We start from the raw sequence: 22893 nt of genomic DNA on the forward strand, positions 1-22893 counted from the left end.
TGGTGGGGCAAGACCTTTGGTTCCTTTGGGGCGTTTGCCAAAGGGACTCGCCGTAAGGGCGAAACCCTAGGTGGCCGTTACCGCAGCAATGGATATGTACGCGGTCAACAAAACATAGGTCGGCTGTAAGGCCGCCTTCGCTGGCAAGCCAGCTCCTACAGTAGATCGTGTATAGCCGCGATAAGGTAGGAACCCGAATATATTCAAAGCTCACCAAAACAAAAATGCCCGGCCAAAAGCCGGGCATTCCAGACAAACAAAAACCATCAATCGGTATAACCCAACCTCGAAGCCCTGCCCTGCTCAGCCCGCCCACGGGTAGCCAGGCAATAGTAGAGCGGGCAAGTCACCACCAACCCCACCAGCCACGACAAATCCGCACCCTCGACCAGATTGGCATAAGGCCCGACATACAACGACGTATTGGCAAACGGCAACTGCACAATGATCCCGATGAAATACGCCACGATCGCATGCAGATTGAAGCGCCCATAAATCCCGCCATCGGCACGGAAGATCGAGGCAATGTCATAGGACCCGCGCTTGATCACATAGAAGTCGATCAGGTTGATCGAAGCCCATGGCACCAGCACCAGCAGCAACGCCAGGATCAGCCCGATGAACTGCGAGATGAAGTCCGCCGAGGCGCCCAGCGCCACCACACAGCAGCCCGCCAGCACCACCGTCGACAACACCACGCGCACTTTGACGCTCGGCGTCCACTGGCTGGCGAAGGTCTGGATCGAGGTGATGATCGACAGCACAGCGCCATACAGATTCAAGGCGTTGTGGCTGATGATATTGAGCAGGAACAGCACCATCAGGATCGGCCCCAGCCAGCCGGTGGATTGCTTCACCGCAGCCATTGCTTCAGTGCCTTGCGGGGTCGCCAGTACAGCCACCGCGCCGAAGGTGAAGGACAGGATAGTGCCCAGGGTGGCCCCCAGGTAGGTGGCCCAGAACGGCTTGGCGATGCCGATATCGGCCGGCAGGTAGCGCGAATAGTCCGACACGTAGGGCGAAAAGCTGATCTGCCAGATGATCCCCAGGGACACGGTGGCCAACCAGCCGGACAGGTTGAAACTGCCACGGGTGAAGAAGTCCGCCGGCAGGTCATGGGCGAAGATGTAGAGGAACCCGGCGAGCAAGGCACTGCCCATGACCCAGGTGCCGATGCGGTTGAGGGTATGGATGAAGCGGTAACCGATCACGCCGATCGCCGTGGCGCTCAGGGCGCCGATCAGGATGCTCGCCGGCACCGGCACCGAGGGGGCGATGCCGACGATCGACTTGCCCGCCAGCACGATGTTGGAGATGAAGAAGCCGACGTAGATCAGTGCGGCGAAAAACACGATCAGCAACGCGCCATAACGACCGAACTGACCCCGACTCTGGACCATCTGCGGAATGCCCATCCGTGGCCCCTGGGCCGATGCCAGGGCGATCACCAGTCCACCGATCATGTGCCCGAGCGCAATCGCCAGCAGCCCCCACAACAGGTCGAGGTGGAACACCTGGACCACCATGGCACCGGTGACAATGGGCAGCGGCGCAATGTTGGTGCTGAACCATAGGGTGAAAAGATCGCGGGCCTTCCCGTGGCGCTCTGCGAGTGGAACGTAGTCGACCGTGTGATTCTCGATCAACGGGTCTTGCCGGGACATCTGGGACATATGCATGAACTCGAGTTTGTCTGTTCTTATCTTTGTATGAAGCCAAACCGGGGGCACTCTCTGGCCGCCCCTCAGATGCGCACCATATTATGGTATTCCAACATTTTCACAAGACTGATCCGGTCTTTGAATGCCCATCTGATCCGTCATCCTGCCCGACATGCTGCATTGATGAGCCGCTTAAAGCCCCGTAAACATTGCCTTTGCGACGATGACCCTACGTTTATCGGTTCACCGAAAAAGACCTTGCAAACGATGTATTACGGTATACCATCAGACCTACAAACACATAAAAACCACGTTCACTCCCGAGGACAGTCCAATGATCGATGCCGCCATCTACAAACAAGTCATGGGCTCGTTCCCGTCCGGTGTCTGCGTGATCACCACTCTCGATGACGACGGCCAGATCGTCGGCCTGACCGCCAGCGCCTTCAGCTCGCTGTCGATGGACCCGGCCCTGGTGCTGTTCTGCCCTAACTACAGCTCAGACTCCTACCCGGTCCTGATCAAGAACAAGCGCTTCGCCATTCACGTATTGTCCGGCGGCCAACAGAGCGAAGCCTATGCCTTCGCACGCAAGGGCAAGGACAAGGCGCAGGGCATCGAGTGGACGTTGAGCGAACGGGGCAATCCGATTCTGGCCAACGCCACGGCGGTCATCGAATGCGAGTTGTGGCGCGAATATGAAGGGGGCGATCACGCGATCATGGTCGGCGCGGTGAAGAACCTGATCGTGCCCCAGCAGAACGCCGGGCCGCTGGTGTATTGCCACGGCAAGATGGGCGCGCTGCCCGTTCTGGCATGACACCTGCCAATAATCGAAAAATTTTGCAGCAGTTTCGTATTATGGTATACCAATAATCAACAGCCCCGCAGTCGACGGGTCGACCACAAGAGATTCGAGGTAGCGTCATGAAATTTTCCCTGTTCGTACACATGGAACGTTGGGACGAGAGCGTCAGCCACCGCCAGTTGTTCGAAGACTTGACCGAACTGACGCTGATGGCCGAGGCCGGTGGTTTCAGCACCGTATGGATCGGTGAACACCACGCCATGGAATACACCATTTCGCCAAGCCCGATGCCGTTGCTGGCCTACCTGGCCGGCAAGACCACCACCATCCACCTGGGCGCCGGCACCATCATCGCGCCATTCTGGCACCCCATCCGGGTCGCCGGTGAATGTGCCCTGCTGGACGTCATCAGCAACGGGCGCATGGAAGTGGGTCTGGCCCGTGGCGCTTACCAGGTTGAATTCGACCGCATGGCCGGCGGCATGCCAGCCTCCAGCGGCGGCCAGGCACTGCGGGAGATGGTCCCGGTGGTGCGTGCCCTGTGGCAAGGCGACTATGCCCATGATGGCGATATCTGGAAATTCCCGACGTCCACCAGCGTACCCAAGCCGATCCAGAAGCCGAACCCGCCGATGTGGATCGCTGCCCGTGACCCGGACTCGCACAACTTCGCCGTCGCCAATGGCTGCAACGTGATGGTCACACCGCTGATGAAAGGCGACGAAGAAGTCCTCGACCTGAAGAACAAGTTCCAGACCGCCCTGGACAACAATCCGGACGTGCCGCGCCCGCAACTGATGGTGCTGCGTCATACCCACGTGCACTCGGCCGACAATCCCGAAGGCTGGAAAGTCGGGGCCAAGGCGATCGCCAAGTTCTACCGCACCTTCGATGCCTGGTTCGGCAACAAGGAAACCCCGGTCAACGGCTTCCTGGCACCGAGCCCGGAAGAGAAATTCGCCGGCCGTCCGGAGTTCGAACTGGAGAGTCTGCACAAGACCGCCATGATCGGCACCCCGGAAGAAATCATCCCGCGCATAAAGTACTATCAGGAACTGGGCGTCGACGAGTTCAGCTTCTGGTGCGACAACAGCCTGCCGCACGCCGAGAAGAAAAAGTCCCTGGAGCTGTTTATCAAGCACGTGGTCCCGGCGTTCCGCTGATTACCCCTTCCCCTGTGGGAGCGAGCCTGCTCGCGATTGCGCACTGACAGTCGAAATTGATATGCCTGCCACGCCGGTTTCGCGAGCAGGCTCGCTCCCACAAGGATTGATGTCTGATGTGTAGGCCGATTCCCATGTCCAATGGTCGTCTCCAATCACTCGCCCTTCCCTCCAGCGCTGCGCGGGCTTACCTGCGCGGCGGTTGGACGTCTTCGCACCTGCATTTCAAGCGCCTGCGCGCCAGCGTTACCGCCAAGCAGAACGGCTTCTGGCAAATAGTTCACTGAGCCCACCCGAACAGGAATCCACGCAGTCGAACGTCAGGCGATAGCCTCACGCTTGCGCTGCATTGCGCTTCGGGACGCACCAGCGTCCGGCCATGATCAGGTTTGCTCATGAACAATAAAAACGCACTGTTGATCATCGACATGCAACAGGAGGACGGTTTCGTCCTCGAACACTTCGACGCAGTGGTCAGCAACACCGCGTCGCTGCTCGAAACCGCCCGCCAGCAGCGGGTGCCGATCATCTACACCCGTCATGTCAATCAAGCCGATGGCAACGACCTGCCGCGCGGCGAACCCCTCGCACCCGATGGCGGTCCCAGCGGTTATCGCGCCGGCACCCGCCAGGTGCAGATCATCGAAAGTCTCGCCCCGCGACCGGATGAAACGATTGTCGATAAAGGCCGCTACAGTGCCTTCCACCGAACCGACCTGGATGCCCGGCTCAAGGCGATGGGCGTCGAAACGCTGATCCTTTGCGGCGTGCTCACCGATGTCTGCGTGCTGACCACGGTGTTCGATGCCTTCGCCCTGGGTTATCACATTCGCCTGGTCAGCGACGCCTGCACCACGACCACCCTGGCCGGTCACTACTCGGCCCTGTTGATCATGGCCAACTGGGTCTATTCCCTGGAAATCCTCACCTGCTGCGAATGCCAACGCGCCCTGGAAAACCGCGACTACCTGAGCCTGAACCCCAAGCACCCGGACCTGTTCGCCCACCAGCCCCATGAGCTGCCAGGCACCATTGCCCGTCTGCAAACCCAACTCGTCCGGACTCAGGAGTAATCGCCATGCAAGTCGAAAAAAGAAGCATAGATTTCATCCCCGAAGCCGAACGCCATGGCCGCCCGGGGTCGCTGTTCTTCATCTGGTTCGGCGCCAACATGAACATCACCACCATCGCCTCCGGCGTACTGCCGGTGGTGATGGGGCTCAACCTGTTCTGGAGCGCCCTGGCAATCATCGTCGGCTCGTTGCTGGGGGCGATTTTCATGGCCTCCCACTCCGCCCAGGGGCCGAAACTGGGCATTCCGCAGATGATCCAGAGCCGCGCGCAGTTCGGCGTGCTCGGGGCGGTGTTGCCGCTGCTGTTCGTGATGCTGATCTACCTGGGGTTCTTCGTCAGCAATACCCTGCTGGCGGCCCAGGCGCTGGAGTCGGTCAGCCCGCTGCCGGCCAGCGGCAACATCTACCTGATCGGCGCCCTGTGTTTCGTGGTGGCGCTGTATGGCTACCGGCTGATTCACCGCTTGCAGAAGTTGCTGTCGATTCTCTCGCTGCTGGTGTTCGCCGCCGCCACGCTGTTCGCCCTGCAACTGTCGATCCCGGCCGAGCAATGGCTGCCGACGGGGTTCTCGCTGTCGAAGTTCCTGGTGGCGGTCAGCATTGCCGTGACCTGGCAGCTGTCCTATGCGCCCTATGTCGCCGACTATTCGCGCTATCTGCCGAGCCAAACGTCAACCGCACAGGTGTTCTGGTACAGCTACGCCGGCACGGTCAGCGGCGGCGCATGGATGATGATTCTGGGAGCGATCCTGAGCGTCGGCATCGGCGATTTTTCCAGCAACGTCGGCGGCCATGTCGCAGGTCTGTTCGGCAGCGGCGCGATCCTGCTGTTCGCCTTCATCGTCTATGGCCAGGTGTCGATCAACGTGTTCAACCTGTACGGGGCGTTCATGTCGACCATCACCGTGATCGAACCCTTCGCCCGCATCAAGGTGACGCCACGGGTACGCGGCCTGTTCATGCTGGTGATCAGCGTGGTAGCGACCGGCCTGTGCACCATCAGTCAGGACGACTTCATCACCTTCTTCCTCAACTTCATTTTCTTCATGAGCTACTTCCTGATCCCCTGGACGGCGATCAACCTGGTGGACTTCTATTGCCTGCGCAAAGGTGAATACCGGATCGAGGACATCTTCGACCTCAACGGCATCTATGGCCGGTTCAACTGGATCGCCTGCGGCAGCTTCGTCCTGGCGATTGCCCTGGAGATCCCGTTCATGAACACCACGCTCTATGTCGGCCCGGTGGCCACGGCGCTCGAAGGTGTCGACCTGGCCTGGCTGGTGGGCTTGCTGGTGCCGGCCCTGAGTTACTACTGGTTGATGAAGTTGGGCAAGCGCGGCGAACGAGTCGCTGGACTGTCCTGAGCCATCACTGGAGAGCCCAACGCCGGACTCAATGCCCGGCGTTGCGCTCGAAAATGGCCCCCTCGATGCCCAGCACTTCTCGGGTATCGGCATAGATCCCCACCCCCTTCTCCCAGACGTGCTTGATCGAATGATCGGCGCAGCGAATCCGGTAGTTGAGTTCGAACGGCTCGCGCCGGGACAGGGCATATTGCACTTCGCGCCAGACATAATCGGCGTCTTGCGCCAGGATCAGGCTGTTGTAGGTGAACTCGTGATTGTCCACCAGCCGCTCCGCTGGATAGCCGGTCAGTTGCAGGCATCCGGCGCTGACAAACTCCATGGTCCAGTCCCGGTTGTTGCGGCCGCGATAGATCAGCCCCGGCATGCTGTCGAGCAGGCTCGTGCAACTGCGCTGGCTGGCCAGCAAGGCAATCTCGCGCCGCTTGTGCACGGTGATGTCCCCCGCCACCAGGTAGAACCCCTGGTCACCGCGCTTGAGGCTGACCTCGAACCAGCGCAACTCCCCCGACGGGTGGACAAAACGCAGGCGCTGGTTGAACGAGGTCTCGGGCCGCCGCCGTAATTCATGCAACGCCTGGCGCCACATCGAACGGTCTTCGTGGTGCACATGGTCAATCAGGTAACGCTCGCCCTGGGGTCGATCCATCAGCTCGACCCATGCCAGGTTGAAGTGAACAATGCGGCCGTCGTCGGCCAGTTCAAGTAACGCCGCCGGAAAGTGATCCATCCGCTGCACAGGCGCTGCCGGGAGGGTTGCCTCTGGATGATCGATCATCTAATGCCGCTCCTCGTGTCTCACCGATGCGCCGTTATGCACCCAGGCCGCCAGTTCCAGGCGCGAGTGCAGACTGAGCTTCTGCAAGAGATTCTTCACATAGATCTTAACCGTGCCGTCGCTGATCCCCAGTTCCCGGCCGATCTGCTTATTGCTCATGCCGGCGGCGATCAGGGCCAGCGTCTGGCCTTCGCGTTCGGTCAGGTTGCGGGTGTCGGCCTGATCGAGATCGTGCCCGGGCCGAGGCGTCGGCGCGTCCTGGTCGGCCAGCAAGGCAATCAGGCTCGAATCCAGGACAATCGCGCCGCGGTTGCAATTGCGCATGTAGTCCAGCAGTGCATCGGGCTCGGTTTCCTTGAGCACATAACCGCTGGCCCCCAGGCGCAGGGCCATCAGCAGTTCGGCGCGATCCATCGACGCGGTGAGCACTACCACCTGACAGTCGAGGCGCAACTGGCGCAGCTCATCGAGGACCTGCAAGCCGCTCAGGCCGGGCATGTGCAGGTCAAGCAGGACCTGTTGCGGCGCCAGGCTCACGGCCAGGTTGATGCCTTCGCGGCCACTGGCGGCCTGCCCCACCACTTCAAAGTCGTCGCTGGTACTGAACAGCTGGGCCAGGCCCTTGCGAAACAATGGGTGATCATCGATCAGTAACAAGGTCGTGCAATCCATCGAAACTCCCCTCAGGCAAATCCTGGTGACGGCAAAGGCCAAGGTGTACGCGTACCCCGTGCGGACGGATGGCCTCGATCGCCAGCCGCGCGCCAATGCTCGCGGCCCGCTCGCGGATGATCGCCAGGCCGAAATGGTTGTCCTCCCCTGACGCCGGGCTCAGGCCGATGCCGTCATCCTCCACCGACACCGATACATCACCGTGCTGGTCTTGCCGCAGCTCGATGCGCACATGGCGTGCATGGGAATGACGCACCGCGTTGGCCAGCGCCTCGCGGATGATCTGCAATACCTGCAATTCGGTTTCCGCGCCCAAGGCATCGTCGGCCAGGCGGTTGTCCAGTTCGAACACGATGATGCAGCGCCGTGAGAACTCCGCGACCGAGTCGGCCAGGGCCTGGCGCAGGGAGCGCCCGTCCATGGTCAGGCGGGCGCTGGTGATCAATTCCCGGACCTGGCGCTGCAACTGGCTCAAGCCGCCGCGCAGTTCCTGCAACACCTCAGCCGCCTGCGCAGGCACGCCCAGTTGCGACTGCAGCAGGCTCGCCTGGAACGACAAGTAACCCAACTGCTGCGCCACCGAATCGTGCAGTTCACGGGCCAACGCACCGTGCCGGAAAGTCGCCTGCCGACGCTGCTGTTCACGGCTGTGACAGAGCAGACGCACGCTGACGTCCACGGCCTGCGCGGCCTCCTCCAGCAACTGGCGCCAGCTTGAGCCGGCGGCGCGTGGCGTATCGAGCAGCAACCAGCCGCTGCCGGGTTGGTCGCCGTTGGGTACGGCACACAGCAGGCGTTGCACGCCCCTTTGCCGACAAGGGCCACAGGCCTGGGCTGATTGGCTCGCTGCCGAGGCACGCCGCGGACAGTGCGCCACGCCCTGGCAACCCTCGATCACGCCGCGCCGAGCCGGTGTCGGCTCGACACCGGCCAGGATCAGGTTCAGCTGGCAACCGGGCATCAGTGCTTCGAAACGGTCCAGGAAAACCGCCAGGGCACCGTCAGCGTGCACCAGGCTCAAGGGCAACCCGGCCAACAGCTGGCGCACGCTGCGCGCCTGTTCGGGACGGACACGCCCCAACCAGAGCGGCCACCACTGCACTCGTGTTCGCACTCTCGATCACTCCCCGTCGCTTGCTCGGCTGTTGGCAAGGACGAGCAACTTCCATGCCCCGAATGGTCGCTGTGCACGGCCTACCCCCAAAGAGGTAGCGCTTTTTCTGGATTGAGAGATTTTTCCCCGTAGGAAATTATCTTCCTCAACAAGAAACAACACGCCCTGTGCAACGCCACCTTTCCCGCCCTGCCAACAGGGGCGGATCAACAGGAAAGCCAACATGACGGATAGACACAGCGCCGCCACGGATCGACTTCACAGCCTCCCGCGCTATCGCCAGCCGCAGCCTCGTGAAGCCGCCACCCGCCATATCGTGGTCATGCAATCGGCGGCCGCCTGCGCGTCCGTTGTCGGCGACCTGCAACAGCCCCTGGTGCTGAACCAGCAGAACAGCGACTTCCAGGCCCGCCTGCAGCAGGTGCTGGGCAGCGCCACCGTGGGCAGTCACCTGTACATCATGGGCGACGAGGCCTTCGTCTGGCACATTCATGCCCAGGCTCGCGCCGCCGGGCTGGAAGACGACGAGATCGACATCACCCACACCTCCGTCGGCCAGCGCCAGGTGTACTGCGTGCATTGCGGCCTGACCCAGGCGTGTGGACCGCAGCCGGCGATGACCTGCGTGCGCTGTGCAGTCGGGCTGGAGGTGCGCCAGCACTTTTCCCGACGCCTGGGGGCTTACCTCGGCGTATGCAGCAACCCCGACCAGCCTTGTGCCGGAGTCCAGCCATGAGCGCCTCGCTGAAGGTCCGGGTGAGCGCGGCCGACATGCTCACCCAGGGGGTGCGTGAACTCACCCTGGAACCCTGCAGCGGCGCCCTGCCGGGATTCTCCGCCGGCAGTCATGTGCAAGTGCACCTGCCGTTGGACAGTGGCCAGGTGCGCAATGCCTATTCGTTGACCAGCGACCCGGCGGACCGCCGCCACTACCGCATCGCCGTACGCCTGCAGGACGCCTCCCGCGGCGGCTCGCTTTACCTGCACCGGCACGTCCAGGTGGGTGACACGCTGCAGATCTCGCCGCCGGCCAACCTGTTCGCCCTGCACTCCACCGCCCGCCTGCACATCCTCATCGCCGGCGGCATCGGCATCACGCCGTTCATGGCGCACATCGCCGAGCTGGAGCGACGCCAGGCCGATTTCGAACTGCATTATCTGTATCGCCCTGGCCTGAGCGATGCCTATGTCGAGCCCTTGCAACAACGGCTGGGATCGCGCCTGCACACCTACAGCAGCCGCCCGGACCTGAACACCATCCTACGCGACCGCCCGCTGGGCAGCCATGTCTATGCCTGCGGCCCGCAGCCCTTGCTCGATGCGGTCCGGCAACAGGCCAGGGCCCTGGGCTGGCCCCTGACGCGAGTGCACTGGGAAGCCTTCAAGGCCGCAGAACCTGGGCAAGCCTTCGACCTGGAACTGCTGCGCAGCGGGCAGCGCCTGCGGGTCGGGGCCGAACAGAGTCTGCTCGAAGCGCTGGAGTCCACCGGCCTGCATGTCCCCAACCTGTGTCGCGGCGGGGTCTGTGGCCAATGCATCACCCGCCATGTGCGCGGCGACATCGAACACCGCGACAGCTTCCTCAGCCCAGCCGAGCAGGGCGAATTTCTCATGCCCTGCGTCTCTCGCGGCCGCGGGCCCTGCGTTTCGCTAGACCTCTAGGAGTCGACCATGACCATTCCATCCAGCCCGGTGCTGAGCTACCGCAACGACTTCAGTTTCCGCAACAGCCCCGCCGCCATCCGCCGCTTTCCCTTTCCGTTCACCGAGGACAGCTACCTGTATTCGGTGAACATCGAACCGGCCACGTCCCGGGACCCCGGCTCGATTTACCAGCACGGTTTCGACATCGACGAGCACTACCGTTCGGAAATGGCCGAACGCGCCTTGGTACTGGACAAGGATCCGCGCCGCTACCTGGTGATGCCGCACATGCAAGTGGCGGCGTGGGATGCCCTGCAGATGCTCATGGAACAGCTTGCCGCCGATTATCCGCAGTGGTTCGTGCTGGAGCGTGACGGCGAGCACTGGCATTGGCGCAATCATCTGCTGGACATCGACCAGCACTTTGTCTTCGGCGATGCCGCAAGCCTGCCCTGCGAGCCGCTGGAGTTCATCACCCGCCAGGTCCAGGGCGATTTCGCCCTGCTCGACCAGCGCGACGGTGACCTGTACATGGACGCCGGCATGGTCACCAGCCCCGCCGACTGGTCCCTGGCGTTCGACGCCGGAATGAGCTTCAAGCAGTGGCATTCGCCGGTGCCCATGGCTCACCAGATGGGCGTGTTCGACCGCGCACTCAAGTACCTGCTGGCCCTGCAGGTCGGGCAGCCGGTACGCCGCCTGAACTGGACGCTGACCATCAAACCGCGCCTCGACTCCTCACCCGAGACGTTCCACGAATGGGGCGCCGACCGAGGCCGCATGACGGCCGAGAACGTCGGGCAGCAAGTGCACCTGCGGGTCGAACTGCAAGTGATGGCCCGGTTGCCCCGCAGCAACGCGGTGATGTTCAGCATCCGCACCTACCTGATCAGCATGGACGAATTGGTCACCCAGCCCGGCTGGGGCTGTCGCCTGCACCGCGTGCTGCGCGACCTGCCCGAGCCGATCGCCGAGTACAAAGGCATGAGCCGCTACCGACAGACCCTGGTCCAGTGGCTGAGCCGCTTCGACCCGCAAGCCTGACCCCTTACCACTTTCTCCCGACAAGGATCCCCACATGGCTCACTCATGGCGTATTTCTGCACTGGCCGAACGGCACCGCGCACTCGGCTCCAACCTGGAAGACTGGAACGGCATGGGCACTGCCTGGACCTACAGCAGTGAACTGGCCGATCACCACCAGGCGATCCGCACCCGGGCCGGCTTGATGGATGTCTCCGGGTTGAAGAAAGTCCACTACGTCGGCCCCCACGCCGAAAGCCTGTTGCAGTGGGCCACCACCCGCGACATCGCCAAGCTCTACCCCGGCAAATCGGTATACGCCTCGATGCTCGACGAAGATGGCAAGTTCGTCGATGACTGCATCGTCTACCGCACCGGACCCAATGCCTTCATGGTGGTGCACGGGGCCGGCAACGGGCATGAAATGCTGGTGCGCTCGGCCCAGGGCCGGCAGGTGGCTGTGCTGTTCGACGACGATCTGCACGACCTCTCGCTGCAAGGGCCATTGGCCGTGGACTTTCTCGCCGAGCACGTCCCCGGCATTCGCCAGCTGCCCTACTTCCACCACCTGCAGACCCGCCTGTTCGACCGCCCGGTGATGATCTCCCGGACCGGCTACACCGGCGAACGCGGCTACGAGATTTTCTGCAAGGCCGCCGATGCCCCGGCGCTGTGGGACACGATCCTCGAACAGGGCGCGAGCCTGGGCATCATTCCCTGCGCCTTCACCGCGCTGGACTGGTTGCGGGTGGAAAGCTCGCTGATGTTCTTTCCCTACGACAACTCGCAGATGTACCCCTTCGCCGACCAGAAAGCCGGCGACACCCTGTGGGAAATGGGACTGAATTTCACCGTGTCCCCGGACAAACGCGAATTCCGCGGCGCCGACGAGCACTTTCGCCTGCGCGGCCAGGAGCGTTTCCGGATCACCGGCGTATTGCTCGAAGGCGTGCGCCCCGCCGAGGCCGGCGACACCCTCTGGCAAGGCGACAAACAAGTGGGCGTGATCACCTGTGGCATGTATTCGCGCCTGAGCAAACGTTCCATGGCCCTCGCCCGCATGCACCCGACCTGCGCCATGCCCGGTGTTGCCCTGCAGGTTCGCGGCAGCCTGGAAAGCGCGGCGCTGACCCATGCCCTACCCTTCGATGACCCGGAAAAAACCAAGCGCACGGCCAAGGGCTGAGCCGCTTTTTTCATTGCATCCAGGAGCCGATGATGGACACCCCCGAACACTACATTCTGAAGATCAATTGCCCGGCATCCTCCGGCATCGTCGCCGCGATCACCACCTGCCTGGCGGCGCAACAGTGCTACATCAGCGAGCTCGCCCAATTCGACGACGAATTCACCGGGCAGTTTTTCATGCGCGCGGTGTTTCGTTTCAACGCCGGCGTCAGCGGCGATGTCGCTGCCCTGCGCAAAGACCTGGGCGACCTGGCCGGTGGCTTCGACATGCAGTGGCAGCTCTTCTGCAGCAGCCAGCCGACCCGGGTGCTGCTGATGGTCAGCAAGTTCGACCACTGCCTGACCGACCTCCTGTATCGGCACCGCAAGGGCGAGATGGACATGACCATCACGGCCGTGGTCTCCAACCACCTGGACCTGCGGGCGATGGCCGAACGCGAAGGCATTCGTTTCATCTACCTGCCCATCAGCAAGGACAGCAAGGCCAGCCAGGAAGCCGAACTGATGCGCGTTGTCGAGGACACCCGCACCGACCTGGTGGTACTCGCCCGCTACATGCAGATCCTCTCGGATGGCCTGTGCCAACAGCTGTCCGGGCGCGCCATCAACATTCATCACTCGTTCCTGCCGGGCTTCAAGGGCGCCAAGCCGTATCACCAGGCCTACGACCGCGGCGTGAAACTGATCGGGGCCACGGCGCACTACGTCACCAGCGACCTCGACGAGGGACCGATCATCGAGCAGGAAATCCAGCGGGTCGACCACACCCATCTGCCCGACTCCCTGGTCGCCATCGGCCGCGATACCGAAACCGTGGCCCTGTCCAAAGCCCTCAAATACCACCTGGAACACCGGGTGTTCATCAACCAGGACAAGACAGTGATCTTTCGCTGAGCGCGCCTGCCCTTTATCCCAAGAGCCATTACGAGGCACGATCATGACTTTACGCGTGGCAATCATCGGCGCCGGACCTTGCGGCCTGGCCCAACTTCGCGCTTTCCAGTCGGCCCGCGACAAGGGCGCCGACATCCCCGAGTTGGTCTGCTTCGAGAAGCAGAATGACTGGGGCGGCATGTGGAACTACACCTGGCGCACCGGCCTGGACGAGAACGGTGAGCCGGTGCACGGCAGCATGTACCGCTACCTGTGGTCGAACGGCCCCAAGGAATGCCTGGAGTTCGCCGACTACACCTTCGAAGAGCATTTCGGCCGCCCCATCGGCTCCTACCCGCCGCGCGAAGTGCTGTGGGACTACATCAAGGGTCGGGTCGAAAAGGCCGGCGTGCGTGACTACATCCGCTTCAACAATGTGGTGCGCCAGGTCACTTTCGATGAGCAAAGCCAACGCTTCACCCTGCACGCCCACGACTATAACAACGATACGCTGACCTGCGAGCAGTTCGACTATGTGATCAACGCCTGCGGCCACTTCTCCACGCCCAAGGTGCCGTACTTCGAGGGCTTCGAACAGTTCGCCGGACGCATCCTGCACGCCCACGATTTCCGTGAGGCACTGGAGTTCAAGGGCAAGGACCTGCTGATCGTCGGCAGCAGCTATTCGGCCGAGGACATCGGCTCGCAATGCTACAAGTACGGCGCGCGCAGCATCACCAGCTGCTATCGCAGCGCGCCGATGGGTTATGCCTGGCCGGACAACTGGGAAGAAAAACCGCTGCTGCAGCGCCTGGAAAACAACCGTGCCTGGTTCATCGATGGCAGCAGCAAGCACATCGATGCGGTGATTCTGTGTACCGGCTACAAGCATCACTTCCCGTTCCTGCCAGACGAATTGAGCCTCAAGACCGACAACCGCCTGTGGCCCATGAACCTCTACAAAGGCGTGTTTTGGGAAGCCAACCCGCGGCTGATCTACCTCGGCATGCAGGACCAGTGGTACTCCTTCAACATGTTCGATGCCCAGGCCTGGTACGCCCGCGACGTCATCCTCGGGCGCATAGACCTGCCAGCCCAGGCCGAGATGGTTGCCGACAGCCACCAGTGGCATGAACGGGAACAGACGCTGCAAACCAACCAGCAGATGTTCGAGTACCAGGGCGCCTACATCCAGCACCTGGTGGATGCCACCGACTACCCCGATTTCGACATCGCCGCGGTCAACCAGACCTTTCTGCACTGGAAGCATGACAAGGCGCAAAACATCATGGGTTATCGCGACAAGTCCTACCGCTCGCTGATGACCGGCACCCAGTCGCCGCCCCACCACACCCCGTGGTTGCAGGCCCTGGACGACTCCATGGCGGCGTACCTCGGTGAACCGCCCGCCGCCATCAAGTCGGTCGGCTGACCCTGGAGCCTGTCATGCAAGCACCTCGTTTTTCGCGACCCCGGGAGCCCGGCCTGTATGCCCGCGCCCCTGACCTTGAGCGCTACCGGGTGGCGGCCGGTGGCCTGACCCTGGTCGCACTGCAGCCCGGCGACAGCCTGCAAGTGATCGACCTTGAAGGCCAGCAACCCTGCGAGTTGCTGGCGTTGACCGCCAACGGCCGCAGCGCGCTCCCCGACTGGGTGCTGAGCGGTTCGCCAAGTTGCCGGTTCATCGCTTCACGCCTGGTCGACGGGAGCGCGCAGGCACGTCGGGTGAGACAGGCACTGGTACAACGCGGTGTCGACCCCCGACAGCTGCCTGCCGCCGCCTCCCTGTGGGACGACGACAGCCCCGCCGGCTACAGCCGGCATTTCGTGGCCGGCGCTGAGTTGCTGGTGATCGTCGCAGCACCCGCCGGGCTGACTTCGGTCGACCGACAATACCGGCCCAGCGAACTCAGGCTGTGGGTGACCCGGGCCAATCCCTCGGCACTGTTGCTGCCCGCCCTCCCGGAACCCCTGGGTGAACTGCTGGACGAGTTCACCCTGAGCCCCGGCACTGCCCGCAGCTACGCAGTCGGCAAGGGCCAGTACGTGCAAGTGCTGGACGTCGCCGGACGCCAGTGCTCGGACTTCGTCGCCCTGGATCGGCGCGCGCTGGATCGCGGTGAGGAACTGGACCTGGACCAGACCGTCACCCGCACCTTGAACGGCAGCGCCTACCCGGCACCGGGGCTGTTTTCGAAGTTTTTCGACCGGCACATGCAACCGATGCTCGAAGTGGTGCAAGACACCGTCGGCCGCCACGACTCTTTCGCCCTGGCCTGCGCCGCTCGCTACTACGAGAGCCACGGCTACTTCGGGCACGACAACTGCAGCGACAACCTCAGCCGGGTGCTGGCACCCCACGGGGTGAAGCCGCGCAACGGCTGGCCGGCGATCAATTTTTTCTTCAATACCGGGATCGACGCGCACCAGCAGATGACCCTCGACGAACCCTGGTCGCGCCCCGGTGACTATGTGCTGCTGCGGGCCATGACCGACCTGCTGTGCGGCAGTACCTCGTGCCCGGATGACATCGACCCGGCCAACGGCTGGAACCCGACCGATATCCATGTGCGCATTTACAGTGAAAAGGAGCGTTTTTCCATCGCCATGAGCACTCGAACCACGGCTGATGCCGACCCGATCCTCACCCGTGAATCGGCCTTCCATTCACGAACCAGCGCCCTGACCCGCAGCTTCGTCGATTACCGTAACTGGTGGCTGCCCCTGCGTTACGACGGCTATGGCGCGATCGAGGAATACCTGGGTTGCCGCGAACGGGTGGCGGTGATGGATCTGAGCGCCCTGCGCAAATTCGAGATCATCGGCCCCGACGCCGAAGCCTTGTTGCAGTACTGCCTGACCCGCGACGTGCGGCGCCTGGCGGTGGGGCAAGTGGTGTACTCGGCGATGTGTCACGCGCACGGCGGCATGCTCGACGACGGCACCTTGCTGCGCCTGGGCCCGGACAATTTTCGCTGGATTGGCGGCGACGACTACGCCGGCGAGTGGCTGCGCGAGCAGGCACAGAAACTCGGCATGAAAGTCTGGATCAAGTCCGCCAGCGAGCAGATCCACAACCTGGCCGTTCAAGGCCCGCTGAGCCGCGACCTGCTCAAGCAGATGATCTGGACGGCACCGGGCCAGCCCGATCTGCAAAACCTGGGCTGGTTCCGTTTCCTGGTCGGCCGGATGGATGGGCATGACGGCTGCCCGCTGATGATTTCCCGCACCGGCTACACCGGCGAGCTGGGTTATGAGGTCTGGTGCCACCCCAAGGATGCGGAAAAAGTCTGGGACCGCATCTGGGCGCTGGGCCAACCCCTGGGTGTGGTGCCACTGGGCCTGGAAGCACTGGACATGCTGCGCATCGAAGCCGGGCTGATCTTTGCCGGCTACGAGTTCAGCGACCAGACCGATCCCTTCGAGGCGGGCATCGGTTTTTGCGTACCGCTGAAAAGCAAGACCGATGACTTCATCGGACGCGACGCCCTGCTGCGCCGCAGCGCCCATCCCGCCCACAAGCTGGTGGGCCTGCAACTGAGCGGCAACGAAGCGGCCCACCACGGCGACCCGGTCTACCGCGGTCGGGCCCGGGTCGGCGTCATCACCAGTGCCTGTCGCTCGCCGCTGCTGGCCAGCAACATCGCGTTGTGCCGGCTCGATGTGGCCTGTGCCGACGCGGGTACGGAACTGGAAATCGGCAAAGTCGATGGCCTGCAGAAGCGCATCAGCGCCACGGTCAGCGCAGCGATTTTCTACGACCCGGACAAGCGCCGGGTACGCAGTTGATCGCCTTCACACTCATTGTTTGCTGCCCATACCCGCACCTGTAGGCGCTGGCTTGCCAGCGAAAACGATACTGGACATCACATCGTTTTCGCTGGCAAGCCGGCTCCTACAGGTCCCGCTTTACTCAAGACATGGGAATACGAAGATGGAAGCGACTACGTTCGAGGCCGTACCGCAGGCCGCCGGCTCGGTGGGCAGCCTGCACCGCAAGATCGATTGGCGCGGGGCTTTCTGGGTCGCCAGTGGCGTGCCCGCCCTGGTGTTGTTCTCTATCGGCGCCATCGCCGCCACGGTTGGCAAACCGGCCTGGATCGTCTGGATCGTGTCGATTGTGTTCGGCTTCATCCAAGCCTTCACCTATGCCGAAATTGCCGGGCTGTTCCCGCACAAGTCCGGGGGCGCCTCGGTCTACGGCGCGGTGGCCTGGGTGCGCTACAGCAAGCTGATTGCCCCGGTGTCGGTGTGGTGCAACTGGCTGGCCTGGTCGCCGGTGCTGTCGATCGGCTCCGGGCTGGCGGCCGGCTACATCCTCACCGCGCTGTTTCCCGCCGATGCATTGATCAATACCTGGCAAGTGACCTTGCTCGACCTGGGCTGGATAAAGAGCGGCCTGTCGCTGCGGATCAACGCGACCTTCGCCATCGGCCTGTTGATCCTGCTGACGGTGTTTGCCGTGCAGCATGGCGGCATCCTGCGTTCGGCACGCCTGACCCTGGTGCTTGGTGTGACCTCGCTGATTCCGTTGCTGCTGGTGGGCGTCGTGCCGTTGTTCACCGGGGACGCGGCCCAGGCCAACTTCCTGCCGCTGTACCCCCTGGCCCATGATGCGGCTGGCCAGGTCATCGACGGGCCTTGGGATATTTCAGGATGGTCGCTGATGGCCGGCGGGCTGTTCATGGCCGCGTGGTCGACCTACGGTTTCGAAACGGCGGTGTGTTACACCCGCGAATTCAAGGACCCCAAGCGCGACACCTTCAAGGCGATCTTCTATGCCGGCCTGCTGTGCATCCTGGTGTTCACCCTGGTGCCCCTGGCGTTCCAGGGCAGCCTGGGCCTGGGCCAGCTGGTGACGCCGGCCGTGCTCGATGGCAGTGGCGCGGTGGTCACTCCGGCGGTCTACAGCGGCCTGTTGTCGCCCGCGATCTACAGTGGCATGGGCGTGGGCCAGGTCATGGCGGACAGCATCGGCGGCGGCCAGGTGGTGGCCAACATTGTGTTGATCATGTTGGTGCTGGCCACGTTGCTGGCGATCATGACCTCGATGTCCGGCTCCTCGCGCACTCTCTACCAGGCGTCGGTGGATGGCTGGCTGCCGAAATATCTGGGCCGCACCAACGAACATGGCGCACCTACCGCCGCCATGTGGACCGACCTGTCGTTCAACCTGCTGCTGTTGCTGATGTCCGACTATGTCTTTGTGCTCGCGGCATCGAACGTCAGCTACATCATCTTCAACTTCCTCAACCTCAACGCCGGCTGGATCCATCGCCTGGATCGTCCGGACTGGGTCCGCCCGTACAAGGCGCCCACCGTGCTGCTGGCGGCCGGAGGTGTGCTGAGTTTCGTCAACCTGGCCTGCATGGGCCTGGGCGCCGACATCTGGGGCGCCGGCACCCTGGTGACGGGCCTGCTGCTGGCACTCCTGATCCTGCCGGTGTTCTGCTATCGCCACTATGTGCAGGACAAGGGGCGCTTCCCGCAAGCGATGCTCAACGAGCTGCACGTGCAGGCCGATGCCGGGCTGAAACGCGCCGGCTGGTTGCCCTATGCCACGCTGATCGCGGGCGTGCTGGTGGTGTATGGCTGCCATCAACTGGTAGCCTGAGCGTCCTTGCCCGCAGGTCTCTGATCAATCATCGGGGCGCAACGGCGCCTCGATGATCGCTTCACTACTCACTCAATCCAGACAACGGTGACTATTTTGCTCAACGCCACCCCCGCACCTGCCCGCGATATCGACGGCAAAGCCATCTCGGCCCTGGTTCTCGACGAGGTTCGAGAAGAGGTTGAGGTCCTGGCCCGACAACAGATTTTCCCCGCCCTGGCCGTGCTGCTGGTGGGTGCTGACCCGGCCAGTGAGGTGTATGTGCGCAACAAGCTGCTGCGGGCCAGGGAGGTTGGCATCCGCTCGCTGGAGTACCGTCTGGCGGAAAACGCCAGTCAGGCGGAGGTGCTGGAGCTGATCGCGCAGCTGAACGCCGACGCCACCGTGAACGGCATCTTGGTGCAATTGCCGTTGCCGGCCCACATCGATGAAGCGGCGGTGATCCATGCCATTGACCCGATCAAGGACGTGGACGGTTTTCATCGGGAAAACGTCGGTGGCCTGGTCCAGGGTGTCGAAGTACTGACGCCCTGCACACCCAGCGGCTGCATGCGCCTGCTGCACGAAACCTGCGGGGACTTGAGTGGCCTGCACGCCGTCGTCATCGGCCGCTCGAACATTGTTGGCAAACCCATGGCAACGCTGCTGCTGCAGGCCAACTGCTCGGTCAGCGTGGTGCACTCGCGCAGTGTCGATGCGCCGGCATTGTGCAGGCTGGCGGACATCGTGGTTGCAGCGGTGGGTCGACCACAACTGATCGATGCCAGCTGGCTCAAGCCCGGAGCGGTCGTGATTGATGTGGGGATTAATCGCATTACCGGCGAGTCGGGCAATCGACTGGTTGGCGATGTCGATTACGCCAGTGCGCGCATGGTTGCCAGCGCAATCACGCCAGTGCCCGGTGGCGTCGGGCCGATGACCATTGCCTATCTGCTGAAAAACACCCTGGTCGCCAGCCAGTTGCAGCGGGCGGCGCGGACTCGACAGGCGGAACCGGCCTTCGTCTGATGTTGGTGTACGCGTACATGCAGGAGCGAGCTTGCTCGCTCCTGCAGGGCTACAGGGTTCCCGTCGATCAGTGGTTGTAGGCACGCTCATTGTGCTCGGCCAAGTCCAGGCCCATTTCTTCCACCGACTCATCGGCACGCAGGCCGACCACGACATTCACCACTTTGAGGATGACCCAGCTGATGACGAAGCAGTACACAGTCGTCAGCGCCACGCCTTTGATCTGCGCCAGCACCTGACCACCCATGCTCACGCCTTCCACCAGCCCGCCCAGGGACGGCACGCAAAACACCCCGGTCAAGACTGCGCCGATCATCCCGCCAATGCCGTGAAGGCCGAACACGTCGAGGCTGTCGTCATAACCGAAGCGGCGCTTGAGCACGGTGACGCTCAGGTAGCAGAACACTCCGCACAACAAGCCGATGGCCAGGGCACCACCCACGCCTACATAGGCACACGCCGGCGTAATCCCCACCAGGCCGGCCAGGGCACCGCTGGCCAGACCCAGCGCACTCGGTTTGCCGACCTTGAACCACTCGGTGAACATCCAGCCCAGAATCCCGGCGCACGCGCCCAGTTGGGTGTTGAGCATGACCACGCCCGACGTGCCGCTGAGGCCGCCACCGGAACCGATGTTGAAGCCGAACCAGCCAACCCAGAGCATGGCGGCACCGGCCATGGTCAGGCTCAGGTTGTGCGCTGGCATTGGTGTATTTTCATAGCCCTTGCGTTTACCCAGGATCAGGCAGGCGGCCAGCGCGGCGACGCCGGCATTGATGTGCACCGCGGTGCCACCGGCAAAATCGAGGACACCCCAGTTATGCATCAAGGCCCCGGCCCCGCCCCAGACCATGTGCGCCACCGGGGCGTACACCAGGGTGAACCACAGCGCCATGAACAGCAGCGCCGCCGAGAACTTCATGCGCTCGGCGAAGGCACCGGCGATCAGCGCCGGGGTGATGATGGCGAAGGTCATCTGGAAGGTCACGAACACCCCTTCCGGAATCTCGCCCACCAGGCTTTGCGGGGTCATGCCGGCGAGAAAGGCCCGGCTCAGGCCGCCGACGAAACTGTTGAAGCTCACCTCGCCCTCGACCATGCCCGTGGTGTCGACCACCATGCTGTAGCCGTACATCACCCACAGGACGCCCACCAGGCCGGCGATGCCGAAACACTGGGTGAACAACGACAACATGTTTTTCGCCCGCACCAGGCCGCCATAAAACAGGGCGAGACCGGGCAGGCACATGAACAGCACCAAGACCGTGGCGGTGACCATCCAGGCGGTGCTGCCGGTGTTCAATGTGGGTGCATCGGCGGCCTGCGCCAGGGGCACCAGCACACCGGCCGCCACCAGGCCCAGAAGGGATTTGCCGAGAAGACGATTGACCATGTTCAAAGCTCCTGCAATGGAAATCGGAAGTGTCGGGCAGCGAGCAAGCAGCAAAACAATGGGCCGTCTGGGCCTCTTCGAATATCTAGTGCAAACACCGCACCTGTAGGAGCCAGGCTTGCCTGCGAAGGCGTCCTGAAGATCGCTTCGCCGGCAAGCCGGCTCCTACAAGGGGTCACCTCAATAACCGGAACCCGGAATCCAACTGGTCCCCGCCAATGGCACCCGCGCCATGGCCGCCGATTCCACCGTCAACGCCACCAGGTCCTCCGGATCCAGGTTGTGCAAGTGCGACTTGCCGCACGCCCGGGCCATGGTCTGCGCCTCCAGCACCAGCACCCGCAGGTAGTTGGCCAGTCGACGACCGCCTTCCACTGGGTCCAGGCGCTTGGACAGCTCCGGGTCCTGGGTAGTGATCCCGGCCGGATCGCGGCCGTTCTGCCAGTCGTCATAGAAACCGGCGGCCGAACCAATCTTGTGCAGCTCTTCATCCAGGCGCGGGTGGTTGTCGCCCAGCGCAATCAGCGCCGCCGTGCCAATGGCCACCGCGTCCGCGCCCAGCGCCATGGCCTTGGCCACGTCGGCCCCGTTGCGAATCCCCCCTGAAACAATCAGCTGGACCTTGCGGTGCATGCCCATCTCCTGCAAAGCCTGTACCGCTTGCGGGATCGCCGGCAAAATCGGGATGCCCACGTGCTCGATAAACACTTCCTGGGTCGCCGCCGTGCCCCCTTGCATGCCATCGAGCACGATCACGTCGGCCCCGGCCTTCACCGCCAGCTTGACGTCGTAGTAAGGCCGGCTCGCGCCGATCTTCACGTAGATCGGTTTTTCCCAGTCGGTGATTTCGCGCAGCTCGGCGATCTTGATCGCCAGGTCATCCGGGCCGGTCCAGTCCGGGTGACGGCAGGCGCTGCGCTGGTCGACGCCGATCGGCAAGGTGCGCATGCCGGCCACCCGCTCGGTGACTTTCATGCCCAGCAACATGCCGCCGCCACCGGGTTTGGCACCCTGCCCCAGGACGATTTCGATGGCGTCCGCCTTGCGCAGGTCATCCGGGTTCATGCCGTAGCGCGACGGCAGGTACTGATAGACCAGGTGCTGCGACTGCCCGCGCTCTTCCGGAGTCATGCCGCCATCACCGGTAGTGGTGCTGGTACCGGCGATGGTCGCGCCACGGCCCAGGGCTTCCTTGGCATTGGCCGACAACGCACCGAAACTCATGCCGGCGATGGTCACCGGGATCTTCAGGTGGATCGGCTTCTTGGCGAAGCGATTGCCGAGGATCACATCGGTGCCGCACTTTTCCCGATAGCCTTCGAGCGGGTAGCGCGACACGCTGGCGCCCAGCAGCAGCAAATCATCGAAGTGCGGGACCTTGCGCTTGGTGCCACCGCCGCGGATGTCATAAATGCCGGTCTCGGCGGCGCGCTGGATTTCCTGGATGGTCAGGCGGTCGAAGGTCGCGGACTCGCGCAGCACCGGAGTATTTTTCTCGCTCATATCTGTTCTCC

Annotated in this window: 20 protein-coding genes; 14 read left to right on the plus strand and 6 right to left on the minus strand. The window is 63.0% G+C overall.

Going from position 1 to position 22893, the window contains the following annotated elements; genetic code table 11:
- Window positions 1-266 precede the first annotated feature (266 nt).
- The gene (locus NQL71_RS25420) at window positions 267-1673 is read right to left on the minus strand and encodes a purine-cytosine permease family protein (RefSeq protein WP_046817518.1); all 1407 of its coding nucleotides are present in this window, start codon (window positions 1671-1673) and stop codon (window positions 267-269) included.
- A gap of 322 nt (window positions 1674-1995) precedes the next feature.
- Here NQL71_RS25420 and NQL71_RS25425 point away from each other — a divergent pair, with 322 nt between their 5' ends.
- From NQL71_RS25425 to NQL71_RS25445, 5 genes are all read left to right on the plus strand, one after another.
- On the plus strand, window positions 1996-2481 hold the full coding sequence (locus NQL71_RS25425) for a flavin reductase family protein (protein ID WP_046817519.1): 486 nt from the start codon (window positions 1996-1998) through the stop codon (window positions 2479-2481).
- Window positions 2482-2588: 107 nt separating this feature from the next.
- On the plus strand, window positions 2589-3632 hold the full coding sequence (locus NQL71_RS25430) for an LLM class flavin-dependent oxidoreductase (RefSeq protein WP_046817520.1): 1044 nt from the start codon (window positions 2589-2591) through the stop codon (window positions 3630-3632).
- Window positions 3633-3766: 134 nt separating this feature from the next.
- Entirely contained in the window at window positions 3767-3919 is a 153-nt protein-coding gene (locus NQL71_RS25435; RefSeq protein ID WP_162837834.1) for a hypothetical protein, read from the plus strand.
- Window positions 3920-4027: 108 nt separating this feature from the next.
- Entirely contained in the window at window positions 4028-4705 is a 678-nt protein-coding gene (locus NQL71_RS25440; protein WP_077186082.1) for a cysteine hydrolase family protein, read from the plus strand.
- Between the two features lie 5 nt (window positions 4706-4710).
- Window positions 4711-6072, plus strand: a complete 1362-nt coding sequence (locus tag NQL71_RS25445) for a purine-cytosine permease family protein (protein WP_046817522.1) — start codon at window positions 4711-4713, stop codon at window positions 6070-6072.
- A 28-nt stretch (window positions 6073-6100) separates the two neighbouring features.
- Here the strand turns inward: NQL71_RS25445 and NQL71_RS25450 are convergent, their stop codons facing one another.
- Genes NQL71_RS25450 through NQL71_RS25460 form a run of 3 tightly spaced genes read right to left on the minus strand, consistent with a single transcriptional unit; the run spans window position 6101 to window position 8636 of the window.
- On the minus strand, window positions 6101-6850 hold the full coding sequence (locus NQL71_RS25450) for a PAS domain-containing protein (RefSeq protein ID WP_077186080.1): 750 nt from the start codon (window positions 6848-6850) through the stop codon (window positions 6101-6103).
- Complete coding sequence (locus NQL71_RS25455; protein WP_046817524.1) at window positions 6851-7522, minus strand: response regulator; 672 nt, start codon at window positions 7520-7522, stop codon at window positions 6851-6853.
- Complete coding sequence (locus NQL71_RS25460) at window positions 7491-8636, minus strand: ATP-binding protein (RefSeq protein WP_274643551.1); 1146 nt, start codon at window positions 8634-8636, stop codon at window positions 7491-7493. Before NQL71_RS25460 ends, NQL71_RS25455 begins: the two co-directional genes overlap by 32 nt.
- A gap of 223 nt (window positions 8637-8859) precedes the next feature.
- On the opposite strand from NQL71_RS25460, the gene NQL71_RS25465 reads away from it, so the two are divergent.
- The 9 genes from NQL71_RS25465 to NQL71_RS25505 all read left to right on the plus strand — a co-directional run bounded on the left by NQL71_RS25465 (window position 8860) and on the right by NQL71_RS25505 (window position 19986).
- Entirely contained in the window at window positions 8860-9372 is a 513-nt protein-coding gene (locus NQL71_RS25465) for a dimethylamine monooxygenase subunit DmmA family protein (protein ID WP_274643552.1), read from the plus strand.
- Window positions 9369-10298: a PDR/VanB family oxidoreductase gene (locus tag NQL71_RS25470; RefSeq protein ID WP_077186077.1), complete on the plus strand. Its 930-nt coding sequence runs from the start codon at window positions 9369-9371 to the stop codon at window positions 10296-10298. Before NQL71_RS25465 ends, NQL71_RS25470 begins: the two co-directional genes overlap by 4 nt.
- Window positions 10299-10307: 9 nt before the next feature.
- A complete protein-coding gene (locus NQL71_RS25475) occupies window positions 10308-11324 on the plus strand; it encodes a heme-dependent oxidative N-demethylase family protein (protein WP_046817528.1) in 1017 nt (338 codons plus the stop codon).
- A 34-nt stretch (window positions 11325-11358) separates the two neighbouring features.
- Complete coding sequence (locus tag NQL71_RS25480) at window positions 11359-12489, plus strand: aminomethyl transferase family protein (protein WP_274643553.1); 1131 nt, start codon at window positions 11359-11361, stop codon at window positions 12487-12489.
- A 29-nt stretch (window positions 12490-12518) separates the two neighbouring features.
- Complete coding sequence (gene purU / locus NQL71_RS25485) at window positions 12519-13385, plus strand: formyltetrahydrofolate deformylase (protein ID WP_166619259.1); 867 nt, start codon at window positions 12519-12521, stop codon at window positions 13383-13385.
- Between the two features lie 43 nt (window positions 13386-13428).
- A complete protein-coding gene (locus tag NQL71_RS25490) occupies window positions 13429-14796 on the plus strand; it encodes a trimethylamine monooxygenase (protein WP_046817531.1) in 1368 nt (455 codons plus the stop codon).
- A 14-nt stretch (window positions 14797-14810) separates the two neighbouring features.
- Window positions 14811-17153, plus strand: a complete 2343-nt coding sequence (locus NQL71_RS25495; RefSeq protein ID WP_046817532.1) for a trimethylamine N-oxide demethylase — start codon at window positions 14811-14813, stop codon at window positions 17151-17153.
- Between the two features lie 145 nt (window positions 17154-17298).
- Complete coding sequence (locus tag NQL71_RS25500) at window positions 17299-18978, plus strand: APC family permease (protein ID WP_046817533.1); 1680 nt, start codon at window positions 17299-17301, stop codon at window positions 18976-18978.
- Between the two features lie 96 nt (window positions 18979-19074).
- On the plus strand, window positions 19075-19986 hold the full coding sequence (locus NQL71_RS25505; RefSeq protein ID WP_274643554.1) for a bifunctional 5,10-methylenetetrahydrofolate dehydrogenase/5,10-methenyltetrahydrofolate cyclohydrolase: 912 nt from the start codon (window positions 19075-19077) through the stop codon (window positions 19984-19986).
- Between the two features lie 67 nt (window positions 19987-20053).
- Here NQL71_RS25505 and NQL71_RS25510 read toward each other — a convergent pair whose 3' ends face one another.
- Together NQL71_RS25510 and NQL71_RS25515 are read right to left on the minus strand one after the other, a co-directional pair.
- Complete coding sequence (locus NQL71_RS25510) at window positions 20054-21379, minus strand: ammonium transporter (protein ID WP_046817535.1); 1326 nt, start codon at window positions 21377-21379, stop codon at window positions 20054-20056.
- Between the two features lie 180 nt (window positions 21380-21559).
- Entirely contained in the window at window positions 21560-22882 is a 1323-nt protein-coding gene (locus NQL71_RS25515) for an FMN-binding glutamate synthase family protein (protein WP_046817536.1), read from the minus strand.
- Between the last annotated feature and the right edge of the window lie 11 nt (window positions 22883-22893).

Source organism: Pseudomonas serbica (genome assembly GCF_028823535.1).
GTDB classification, from domain to species: Bacteria; Pseudomonadota; Gammaproteobacteria; order Pseudomonadales; family Pseudomonadaceae; genus Aquipseudomonas; species Aquipseudomonas serbica.